Origin of the sequence: Nocardioides sp. (genome assembly GCF_035576065.1) — a bacterium.
Lineage (GTDB): Bacteria > Actinomycetota > Actinomycetes > Propionibacteriales > Nocardioidaceae > Nocardioides.
Genome location: NZ_DATLWX010000036.1, coordinates 57,234 through 67,790 on the forward strand (window position 1 = coordinate 57,234; position 10,557 = coordinate 67,790).

General features: G+C 70.5%; 12 protein-coding genes. 7 read left to right on the top strand and 5 right to left on the bottom strand.

Going from position 1 to position 10,557, the window contains the following annotated elements; genetic code table 11:
• The first annotated feature begins 138 nt into the window (after positions 1-138).
• From VNJ48_RS16185 to VNJ48_RS16200, 4 genes are read left to right on the top strand one after another with little or no spacing between them, the layout of a single operon-like run.
• Positions 139-1,047, top strand: coding sequence for an ABC transporter ATP-binding protein (locus VNJ48_RS16185; RefSeq protein WP_325603929.1), 909 nt, complete (start codon positions 139-141; stop codon positions 1,045-1,047).
• Positions 1,044-1,850 carry an ABC transporter permease gene (locus VNJ48_RS16190; RefSeq protein WP_325603931.1) on the top strand — a complete coding sequence of 269 codons (807 nt, stop codon included), beginning with the start codon at positions 1,044-1,046 and terminating at the stop codon, positions 1,848-1,850. The genes VNJ48_RS16185 and VNJ48_RS16190 overlap by 4 nt, the downstream gene beginning before the upstream one ends.
• On the top strand, positions 1,847-2,905 hold the full coding sequence (locus VNJ48_RS16195) for a sensor histidine kinase (protein WP_325603933.1): 1,059 nt from the start codon (positions 1,847-1,849) through the stop codon (positions 2,903-2,905). Before VNJ48_RS16190 ends, VNJ48_RS16195 begins: the two co-directional genes overlap by 4 nt.
• Positions 2,902-3,507 (top strand): response regulator transcription factor, encoded by a 606-nt coding sequence (locus tag VNJ48_RS16200; protein ID WP_325603935.1) that lies wholly within the window; start codon positions 2,902-2,904, stop codon positions 3,505-3,507. Before VNJ48_RS16195 ends, VNJ48_RS16200 begins: the two co-directional genes overlap by 4 nt.
• Here the strand turns inward: VNJ48_RS16200 and VNJ48_RS16205 are convergent.
• The 4 genes from VNJ48_RS16205 to VNJ48_RS16220 form a co-directional block, all read right to left on the bottom strand.
• Entirely contained in the window at positions 3,504-4,370 is an 867-nt protein-coding gene (locus tag VNJ48_RS16205; RefSeq protein WP_325603937.1) for a hypothetical protein, read from the bottom strand. The genes VNJ48_RS16200 and VNJ48_RS16205 overlap by 4 nt on opposite strands.
• Positions 4,367-4,867 carry a SigE family RNA polymerase sigma factor gene (locus VNJ48_RS16210; RefSeq protein WP_325603939.1) on the bottom strand — a complete coding sequence of 167 codons (501 nt, stop codon included), beginning with the start codon at positions 4,865-4,867 and terminating at the stop codon, positions 4,367-4,369. The genes VNJ48_RS16205 and VNJ48_RS16210 overlap by 4 nt, the downstream gene beginning before the upstream one ends.
• A 107-nt stretch (positions 4,868-4,974) precedes the next feature.
• Positions 4,975-5,190, bottom strand: a complete 216-nt coding sequence (locus VNJ48_RS16215) for a DUF6458 family protein (protein WP_325603941.1) — start codon at positions 5,188-5,190, stop codon at positions 4,975-4,977.
• Positions 5,191-5,320: 130 nt separating this feature from the next.
• On the bottom strand, positions 5,321-7,042 hold the full coding sequence (locus VNJ48_RS16220) for a thioredoxin-like domain-containing protein (protein ID WP_325603943.1): 1,722 nt from the start codon (positions 7,040-7,042) through the stop codon (positions 5,321-5,323).
• 36 nt (positions 7,043-7,078) lie between these two features.
• On the opposite strand from VNJ48_RS16220, the gene VNJ48_RS16225 reads away from it, so the two are divergent.
• Entirely contained in the window at positions 7,079-7,897 is an 819-nt protein-coding gene (locus VNJ48_RS16225; protein WP_325603945.1) for a maleylpyruvate isomerase family mycothiol-dependent enzyme, read from the top strand.
• Positions 7,894-8,841: an oxidoreductase gene (locus tag VNJ48_RS16230; RefSeq protein ID WP_325603947.1), complete on the top strand. Its 948-nt coding sequence runs from the start codon at positions 7,894-7,896 to the stop codon at positions 8,839-8,841. The genes VNJ48_RS16225 and VNJ48_RS16230 overlap by 4 nt, the downstream gene beginning before the upstream one ends.
• Before the next feature lie 429 nt (positions 8,842-9,270).
• Here the strand turns inward: VNJ48_RS16230 and VNJ48_RS16235 are convergent, their stop codons facing one another.
• Positions 9,271-9,609 carry a hypothetical protein gene (locus VNJ48_RS16235; RefSeq protein WP_325603949.1) on the bottom strand — a complete coding sequence of 113 codons (339 nt, stop codon included), beginning with the start codon at positions 9,607-9,609 and terminating at the stop codon, positions 9,271-9,273.
• A 480-nt stretch (positions 9,610-10,089) separates the two neighbouring features.
• On the opposite strand from VNJ48_RS16235, the gene VNJ48_RS16240 reads away from it, so the two are divergent.
• Entirely contained in the window at positions 10,090-10,323 is a 234-nt protein-coding gene (locus tag VNJ48_RS16240) for a superinfection immunity protein (RefSeq protein ID WP_325603951.1), read from the top strand.
• Positions 10,324-10,557: the final 234 nt, after the last annotated feature.

Sequence of the window (10,557 nt, forward strand, 5' to 3'; positions counted from 1 at the left end):
TCATAGGTGATACATGCAGTAACCCGGCGTTACAGCCGCCGGACGACTTTCGGGGCGGGTCGGCTGATGACAGTTGTCACGGGTTTGTCGTGACGTCTCCCCCGAGTCCGGACTGCCTGATGCGGACACGCTGGCTCCATGACCACACCAGCACTGCGGGCGATCGGCCTGACCAAGCACTTCCGGACACCGGGCGGCGAGACCGTCACCGCCGTCGACGGTGTCGACCTCACGATCCACTCCGGCGAGATCGTGGCCTTCCTCGGCCCGAACGGTGCCGGCAAGACCACGACCGTGGACATGCTGCTGGGGCTCACCACGCCCACCAGCGGCACGATCGAGGTGTACGGCACCACGCCCCACCGCGCTGTCGTGGAGGGCCGGGTCTCGGCCGTCATGCAGACCGGCGGGCTGCTGCCCGACTTCACGGTGCGCGAGACGATCCGCGCGATCGCGGCGCTCCACGGGCGACCCGAGCGGGTCGATGTCGCCATCGAACGCGCCGGGCTGGGTCCGATCGCAGGCCGGCAGGTCCAGGCCTGCTCGGGTGGCGAGCAGCAACGCCTCAAGTTCGCCCTGGCACTGGTCCCCGACCCCGACCTGGTGATCCTCGACGAGCCCACGACCGGCATGGACGTGGGCGCCCGTCACGAGTTCTGGGACACCATGCGGGCCGACGCCGCCGACGGCCGCACCATCGTGTTCGCGACCCACTACCTCGCCGAGGCCGATGCCTTCGCTGACCGCACGGTGCTGATGGCTCGTGGCCGCATCGTGGCCGACGGCCCGACGCCGGAGGTGCGTGCGGCGTACGGCGGCCAGACGATCACCTTCCGCCCGCCGGCCGGCCGCATGGGGCCCCACGGCGTTGACCCGGCCTGGCTCGACGAGGTCCGCCGCGCCGTCGCACCGCTCGGCATCACCGACCTCGAGGTCGCCAGCGCCAGCCTCGAGGCCGCGTTCCTCGCCTTGACCGGCGGCCCGACCCAAGCCCACACCACATCCCCCGCCGAGTCCCGCACAGAAGCCCAGGAGGCCTTGCGATGAGCACGCTGACCACCCCCGGCCCCGACGCGGAAACGCGCGCCGTTCGGCGTACCTCCCGTCCGATGCCCCTCGTCTACGCCGGGCTCGACCTCAAGCGGCAGCTGCGCGACAAGATGGGGATGTTCTTCATCGTGGCCCTGCCGGCGTTCTTGTTCTTCGTCTTCGGGATGGGCGACGACGAGGCCTACGGCAGCGCCAACGTCGCGATGTACGTCATGGTCTCGATGGCGGCGTACGGCGCCGTCACCGCCACCACCACCGTCGTCGGCGCCGCGGCCACCGAGCAGACGATGGGCTGGGGCCGACAGGTCGCGTTGACGCCTCTCGCTCCGCTGGGTTTCGTGGCGATCAAGACCGCCGTGGCGATGCTTGTCGCGGTCGTGCCGGTCACGATCATCTATGTGATCGGGGCCGCCACCGGCTCCTCCGGCAACGCAGTGGACTGGCTCGCCAGCGCGGCGATCGTCTGGGCGGGCTCGGCGCTCTTCGCCGTCTACGGCCTTGCCATGTGCCTGGTGTTCAAGGGCGAGAACTCCAGCAGCATCGCGGCGGGCCTGATCGTGATCATGAGCTTCCTCGGCAACGTCTTCACTCCGATGGACGGGTTCATGCTGGAGTTCGGTCGGTTCACGCCGCTCTACGGCTACGCAGGCCTGGCCCGCTACCCGATCACCGAGGGCTACGTGGCGATGGGCGCCGGACACGACTCGGTGTGGCTGCTGCTCGCTAACGTGTGCGCGTGGACGGTCATCTTCGCGGCGCTGGCGGTGTGGGGGCTGCGGCGACGCCAGGAGCGGGTGTGAGCTTGTCGGTCCACGACTCCGACCCCGCTCGCTCCCCCTGGGAGCGGTGGGGTTGGGTCGTCGCGTCGATCTGGCTGGTGTTCCTCGGCTACCCCGTGATCGCCACCCTCCAGGCCGACGCCTCCGTGGCGTCGAAGGCGGTGACGCTGGCCCTGATCGCCGCCTACGGCGCCCTCTACCTGCTCGGGTGGAGCCTCTGGCAGGAGCACGCGCTCAAGATCTGGTGCGTCATGGTCCTGCTCATCCTGGGCACCGTGCCAGTCACCGGCCTCGAGGCCATCGGGCTCACGCCCTACCTCGGTGCCTTCGCCGCACTGACCGTGCCGGCACCGTGGTGGAAGTGGGCGACGGTCGTCAGTGCGCTGTTGCCGGTCATCTCCCTCGTCGGCGGCGACTTCCCGATCTTCTTCTTCCTGATGGTGTGGCCGATCATCGGCCTGTGCACTGCCATCCGGATCTTTGCCGTGCTCGATGAGCAGTCCGGTGAGGCACGCGCCGAACTGGCGCTGGTCGCCGAACGCGAGCGGGTGGCCCGCGACGTGCACGACGTCCTGGGCCACTCGCTCACCGCGCTGTCCATCAAGGCGGAGCTCGCGTCCCGGCTGATCGAGGTCGACCCGGCCCGCGCGAAGGCCGAGCTCGAGTCGATCCAGGCCACCGCCCGGCAGGCGCTCGCCGAGATCCGTGCCACCGTCGGTGGTCTGCGGGCCGCCAACCTGGACGCCGAGCTGTCCGCGGCCCCTCAGGTGCTCGCCGATGCGGGCATCGAGACGCGCGTCCTCGGCAGCGTCGCCGACACTGACCCCCGGCACCGGGTGCTGCTGGCGTGGGTGCTGCGCGAGTCGGTGACCAACGTCGTTCGGCACGCGGGGGCGCGTTCGGTGGTGATCGAGCTCGGGCAACGAAGCATGAGCGTCACCGACGACGGTGCCGGTCTCCGCGAGCGCGAGGGCAACGGTCTGCGCGGCATGCGTGAGCGCGTGTCCGGCGCCGGCGGCACCCTGACCCTGCACGACGCCGAACCAGGCACCCGGGTGCAGGTGGAGCTGCCGTGATCAGGATCCTGCTGGCCGACGACCAGGCCCTCGTCCGCGGAGCTCTCGCGGCACTGCTCGACCTCGAGGCCGACATCGAGGTGGTCGCCCAGGTGGGCCGCGGCGACGAGGTGGTGGCGGCGGCCCGGGAGTCCGGGGCCGAGGTGTGCCTGTTGGACATCGAGATGCCGGGCCTCTCCGGAATCGAGGCCGCTTCCGCCCTGCGGGCCGAGCTGCCGGCGGTGAGGTCGCTCATCGTGACGACCTTCGGCCGCCCCGGCTACGTCCGTCGCGCGCTGGATGCCGGGGCTGCGGGGTTCCTGGTCAAGGACACTCCGGCCAGGCAGCTCGCTGACGCCGTACGCCGTGTCCATCAAGGTCTGCGGGTGATCGACCCGGACCTCGCGGCCGAGTCCCTGATGGCCGGGCCCAGCCCGCTCACGACCCGTGAGGCGGAGATCCTCCGGCTCGCGCTGGACGGGTCCCCGGTCGCGGGAATCGCGGCCCGGGCGCACCTGTCCGAGGGCACCGTCCGCAACCACCTGTCCGCCGCGATCGGCAAGACCGGCGCCACGACGCGAGCCGAGGCCGCCCGTCTCGCCCAGGCCAACGGCTGGCTCTAGGGGGTGGGCATCTCCGTCGGCTCCGGCAGCCGCAGGCGCTCGTCCTGCGCGAGCGCGGTGAGGTCGGCCACGCTGGGCAGCGCCGCGCTCGCCTCCTCCCAGGACATGTCCTTCACCTGCGCCGAGGCCTTGACGTACTGGGAGCTGCCGTCGGCCGAGGGCGGGCCGGTGACCGTGACGGACCTGCCCCAATTGCCGACCGGCTCCCCTGGGAAGCGCGCGCCGTCGTGGACCACGACCGTGTAGCCGTCCGACTCGACCACCGAACAGTCCTTCATGACCTCGTACATCCCGTCGTCGCACCCCGACATCTGCTCGGCGGCGATCGTGTCCCATTCAGCCCTGACGTAGAGGTACTGGAGACCGTCCGCCGCGTACTCCTGGGCCCAGATGAAGACGTTCGCCCAGTCCGGCGGCGAGCTCAGGGTCGGGTTCCTGAAGTGGAAGTTGCCATCCTTTGCGTCCTCGAAGTGGTCCCCGACGGTCTCGTCCAGGAGCTCCGCCCTCGGGACCACCTCGGTCACCGCAGCGGTCATGCCGTCGCCGAAGGACCGGTCAACAGGCCCCACCGGGGCCGGCTCGGGGGTCGGGGTGGGTGTCGGTGTGGGTGTCGGCTCGGACGAGGCCGAGCTCGACGGATCCGATGCGACCTCGCCCGTGGGGTTGACGGTCGACGTACTGCCTCCCCACACGAGCACGGGGGTGATGACGGCGGCGACCAGCGCGCCGGCACCGAGACCAATGATGCTGTGCCTGCGCCGACGGGCAGCGCGGCCCTCGCGCATGTATTCCGCAGTGTCGGGGTGGTCGGGCAGACCGGTGTCGAGGCGGTCGAGATGGTCCTTGAATCGTTCCGTGGTCATGACAGCCCCTCAGCAGTGGTCACAGGGATCCGGAGTCGCTTCAGCGCGCGCGAGCAGGTGCTCTTCACGGTGCCGACCGAGCAGTGCATCGCGTCGGCGACCTCCTGCTCGGAGTGGTCGAAGTAGTGACGCATCACCACCATCGTCCGCTCGCGCGGCGAGAGCCTGGCCAGCCGATCCGCCAGATCGGCACGATCCTCGACTCGATCAGCGTCGTCGTACGACTCGACCACCGGCAGCTCCTCGACCGCGTCGAACCGGAGCACCTTGCGGCGCCGCCAGGTGTCGACGTAGGCGTTGACGAGCGCCCGGCGGACGTAGGCCACCGGGTCCTCGCGACCCACCTTGGGCCAGCGCGCGTAGGTGCGCACCAGCACGGTCTGCAGCAGGTCCTCCGCGTCGGCGGTGTTGCCCGTCAGCGCGTAGGCGGCCTGTCGCAAAGGACGCCAGGCACTGCTGACGAACTCGTCGAAGGCTGCGTCGTCCGGTGTGGCCACAGTCGCTCCCCAGATCCCGAAGGACCGAGGTGGCCCTTCACCGACTCCCACGAGCGAGCGGGGGCCGGGGTTGAGTGAGCGGTTGAGTGAGTGGGCCGGAGATCAAGTCAGACGTCGCGGTGCTGCTCCTCGACGACCGTGGTGTGCGAGCTGCGCCGCGAGGCGACCAGCCCGAGGACGATGCCGAGGACTCCGGCCAGCAGCAGGATCCAGCCGACCGTCGTGGTTTCGACCACCTCTTCGACCGAGGCCGGCAGCTCGACCGCCCCAGTGAGGAGGATCAGGCCAAGGACCATCAGGACGATGCCAACACCAAAACCCATGACGAGCTCCCTTGCGAGTCCGACCCATCGCGGTTGCGAGTGCCGTCCTTCGACCATAGTCCTCTTCGCCCGCGTTCCGGGGGACCAGCGGCTGAAGCACGACTTCCTTGGACCTGAGTCTCGAGAAGACTCAGGCCCAAGCGCCACCGAGAGGCAGGGTCAGGACGGCGCTCCCGGCGGGGTCGACGCGCACCGGGACACCCCAGTCCTGCTGGTGCATGCGGCAGGCCGCGCCCTCACCTCCGTCGATGTCGCACGAGGCGGCGCGCGCGGCGATGTGGAGCACCCCCTCGCCCACCTGCGGGTCGAGGACCAGGTCTCGCGTGAGGTCGGCGCCTCGGCCCTCGCCCGCCCGGAGCAGGCCGGGAGGGGTGGCAGTCACCATCAATTGGGAGGACGGACCGAAGCGATCGTCGACCTTCTGTCCCGGCGGCGGCGTGAAGGGGATGTCGAGCCGCAGGGTCTGGCCCACCTCGGTCACGGGCCGCTGCGTGGTGTGGCTGAAGTCGTCGGCGGCCACGCGGGCGTCGAGCGGGATGCGGGTGAGGCGGTGGGCGCCGGACTCGACGACGACGAGCTGCCCGTGGTCGACGTACAGGCCGCTCGGCTCCCTGAGGTCGCTGGCGATGGTGGTGAGCTCACCCACCGCGAGACGACGGACGGCGCCGTTGTAGGTGTCGGCGATCGCCACCGAGCCGTCAGGGAGCATGGCGACGCCCAGCGGATGTTGAAGGAGTGCCTGCTCGGCCGCGCCGTCGCGGAAGCCGAAGTCGAAGAGACCGGTGCCGACCACGGAGTGGACCTGCCCGTCCTCGACGTAGCGCAATGACGAGGTCTCGGAGTCGGCCAGCCACAGGCGCTGTCCGTCGACGGCGAACCCACTCGTCTGCGCGAACCACGCCTGCTCGAGCGGCCCGTCGAGCAGCCCCTCGTTGGCCGTGCCGCCGGCCACTGCGAGCTCCCCTGTGACCGGGTCGTACGTCCAGAGCTGGTGCACGCCGGCCATCGCGATCCACACCAGGCCCTCCCACCACACGACGTCCCACGGACTGCTGAGCCGGGACGTGCCGTCGCCCGCGAACCACTGTCGGCCATCCCCGGCCAGGGTGATCACGGCACCGGAGTCGAGCGACAGCCCGGCCAGCCGGTGGGCAACCGTGTCGGCGACGACCACGTCGTAGCCGAGGTCGAGGTCGGGCGGGAGGAGGCACAGGCCATTCGGCTCGCGGAAGCCGGGGAACCGCCTTTCGACCGAGCCGTCGGCGGCGAGCAGGACGACCTCGTCGTGCCCGGCGTCGGCGACGAGCACCCGGCCGTCCGGGAGGGGGACAGCCTTGGCCGGGAACCTGAGGTCGGTGGGCTCGACGACCGGTGGCACATAGGGCGAGTCGCCCGGCTGCAGGCTGCCCCTGGAGCGGTGCTCCTCGATGAGGGTGGCCAGCAGGGCGGAGATGGCGTGACCGTGCCCTTCGCCCGCGTAGTGGCCGACGATGTAGCCCTCGGGGTCGATGAGCACCAGCGTCGGCCAGGCCCGTGCGGTGTAGGCCTGCCACGTCGTCAGGTCGGGGTCGTCGAGCACCGGGTGGTGCACGCCGTAGCGCTCGACTGCGGCCGCGAGCGCCTCCGGGTCGGCCTCGTGCACGAACTTCGGGGAGTGGACGCCGATGACGACCAGCTCGTCGGCGTACTGCTCCTCGATCGGACGCAGCTCGTCGATGACGTGCAGGCAGTTGATGCAGCAGAAGGTCCAGAAGTCGAGCAGCACGAAGCGACCGCGGAGGTCGCGCAGGGCCAGCGCGGTGGCCGTGTTGAGCCATCCGCGGCCGGTCAGCTCGGGAGCACGTACACGCATCCAGCCATTGTCGCCGACAGCGCCTAGGGTTTGGTCATGACCGATGCCCCTGAGGAACTGCGCGCCTACGTCGACGTCTGGTGGGAGGCCGTCAACGACTTCACGGCGCTGCTGGACAAGGTGCCGGCCGACGCGTGGGACACCCCGACCGACCTGCCCGGCTGGGACGTCCGGGCCGTCGTCGCCCACACCGCGCACCTCGAGTCGCTCGTCGCCGGCGGCGAGCACGAGGAGGTGGAGATCGGAGACGCTCCGCACGTGCGCGGCACCATGGGCCAGTTCACCGAGCAGGGCGTCGTCGCTCGCCGTGACAAGACGCGCGACGAGCTGGTCAACGAGATCCGCGGCTCCATCACCGCGCGGCACACCCAGCTGCTGGCCGACCCGCCCACCGACCCCGACGCTCCCGCTCCGGGGCTGTACGGCGCCATCGGCTGGGACACGCGCACCCTGCTGCGCAACCGCCCGCTCGACGTGTGGATGCACGAGCAGGACATCCGCCGCGCCCTGGCGATGCCCGGCGGGATGGACACGCCGGCAGCCAGGCACGCGATCGGCTACCTGTCGGCGAGCCTGGGATATGTGCTCGCCAAGAGGGTGAAGGCCCCGCCGGGGAGCAGCGTGGTGGCGGAGGTGGAGGGGCGGGAGCCGGTCGCTGCGGTGGTCTCCGACGAGGGTCGAGGTGTGCTGCTCGGCGAAGTGCCGGGCGATCCGACCACCGGGCTGCGGACCGACGCGGAGTCCTTCATCCTGCTGGCCGGAGGGCGGCGCCGTCCCGAGCCGGGCCGCGTGGAGATCTTCGGAGACGTCGCCATGGGCCAGCTGCTGCTCGATCACCTGGCGGTGACCCCGTGACCGGCCCGACGAGTCCGACCGCCCAGGCGTGGAGCCTGGCCGACCTTCCCGACCAGACCGGGCGCACCATCGTCGTCACCGGCACGACCCAGGGCGGGTTGGGGCACTTCACCGCCCTCGAGCTGGCGCGTCGCGGTGGCCGCGTCGTGCTGGCCGGCCGCAGCGCCGACAAGCTCGACGCCACCGAGGCCGCGATCACGACCGAGGCACCCGGAGCGGTGCTGGAGAAGCTGGTCGTGGACCTGTCCGACCTCACCTCCGTGCGGACGGCCGCCTCCGAGGCGGCCGCGTTCGGACCGATCGACGTGCTGATCAACAACGCGGGCATCATGGCTCCGCCCTATCGCCGGACCGCCGACGGGCTCGAGTCGCAGATGGCGACCAACCACTTCGGCCCGTTCCTCCTCACCGGCCTGTTGCTGCCCCAGCTCGTGGCCAGTGGAGATGCCCGCGTGGTGACGGTGTCGTCGGTGATGCACAAGGTGGCCCGGCAGGTCCCGATCGGGGACCCACGCGCCGAGCGCCGCTACCAGCGCTGGCCCGTCTACGCCGAGACCAAGCTCGCCAACCTGCTCTTCACCTATGAGCTCGACAAGCGGGCTCGGGGCACAGACCTGCCGCTGCGAGCACTGGCGGCTCACCCCGGCCTGGCGGGCACGCACCTCGCAGCCAACGGGCAGTTCGGCCGGGCGCGAGGAGGTGCTGCGAGCATCCTCGACGCGGCGGTCAAGGCGATCGCCCAGCCGGCCCACGCCGGTGCGTGGCCGAGCCTGATGGCTGCCACTGCCGACCTCCCCGGCAGCACCTATGTCGGACCGTCCGGCCTCGGAGAGAGAGGTGGCCCACCACAGGTCGTCACCGCCCGCGCCTTGGCGATGAACGTCGAGATGCAGCAGCGGCTGTGGCAGGTCAGCGAGGAGACGGTCGGGCTGCGCTGGCCGTAGCGGTGAACGGCCAGTGACGTCGAGGGCGCCTTGATGTCCTGGCGCGTTTGTGGAGATCGTTGTTCGTCTCGATGACCATCGTTGTGGGCGGGCCAGCCGGACCAGGGCGCGCACGACGAGGGTGTCCGAGCGGCGGCCCATCACCGGCCGTCCCGCATCCAACGGAGTGGGGACGTACCGCACAACCCCCGGGGCGGGAATCCAACCCGGACGGCTCTTGCGGGACAAGACTGCCAACGCACCCTCGCTGATGGCGTCGTTGCGTGGAAGGTTCGGTTCGTGGGACGCCAAAGCACCTGAGGTCCAGCGCCAGGGGGTGGCCCGCGCTTCGCCCTCGGTGGCGGCGCAACGCATCTGTTGCCGGTGCGGGGTGTGGGTCGCACTGCGCCTGCGGCGCGACGAGCCGACGGGCTCATGACCTTGTGCGCGTCAGGTCGCAGCGGCCCGGCGCCGCCTCGTGCGGGACAGGTGCCGAATGACGGTGAACAGGGCTATTGCCGCAGCTGCAACTGGCGCGATGAACAACAGGTAGCCCGCCGGTCCTGCCTGCTCATCGACGGGCAGCCACGCTGGCAAGACGTCGGTGGAGGCTGGGGGGTTCGGCGAGGCGGTCGGGCCGCTCAGTTGCCGGGTGGCGGTGCAGGCGTTGTCCGAGTACGGGGAGTCCGCGCTACGCGGGTGAAACTCGTACGTGGCGCCGACCTCGTACTGCCGGTCGACCGACGTGTAGGTGTTGGAGAACCAGTTCGTGTCCTGTGTGCCTTGCACGGTCACCGTAGCGCCGCCTTCGGTGACGACATCGGCGATACGCCCGCCCTCGGTCGTGGCAGTGACGGTTCCGACAAACGCGTACGGGGAGTCCGGTAGCTGCCTCGCACACGACGCGGCAGCCGGCGCGGCACCGGGGACAACGAGGAACCCAGCGCACGCCGCGAGCGCTACCGGCCGACACCACCTCACACCAGCAAGTCTCACACCCCTCAGACTCGCGGTGCGCCGCAACGGTTCCTACTGGCGTCCGTACCGCCGCGCTGCTCAGCCGACCATCCTCTGTGCGGACACGGGCATGGGTGTGAGGGTGCGTCCTCACGTCACAACGACCATGCTGAGGAGTCGTGCAGTCCCTGAGCCGTGCACCGCTTCCGTGGAACGGTTCTCCCCGCGATCATTGTCGTGTCCAGCCCGTCACCCCGGGGCATGGGATGCGCCGAGCCCCCGGCCAGGGCGCACCCCCCGTACTCTGGAGGAATGAACAGCTATCTGATCGATCAGCGCGATCGCCCGGTCAGCGCGTTCGTGGCCGTCGTCGTGGCGCTCCTCACTGGCGGCTACATGCTGCCGTGGGCGGTCGCGGCCCTGCGCGGCAAGTCGAACCACTGGACGATCTTCTGGATCAACCTGCTGGGCGGCTGGACGGTGGTCCTGTGGATCGTCGCCCTCGTGATGTCGTTCGGCTCCCACAAGACGATCAGCCGGTACTGACTCTCTCGGTCGCGGCCGAGGAGTTCGCGGACGACCCCAGTAGCTGTGGGCGCTCGGCGCGCGGGCCTGCGGCCGGCTCTTCGTAGTCGGCGCCGACCGACCTGTGCGAGCAACGCATCACAGCCTCGGCCGGACACCAGTGACGAGGTGGAACGCGAGCACTGCGCCGTCTTCGCGTATGACGCAAAGGCGCTCGGGGTGAGGGGTGGCGACATCGCAGCGGAAGTCGGTTCG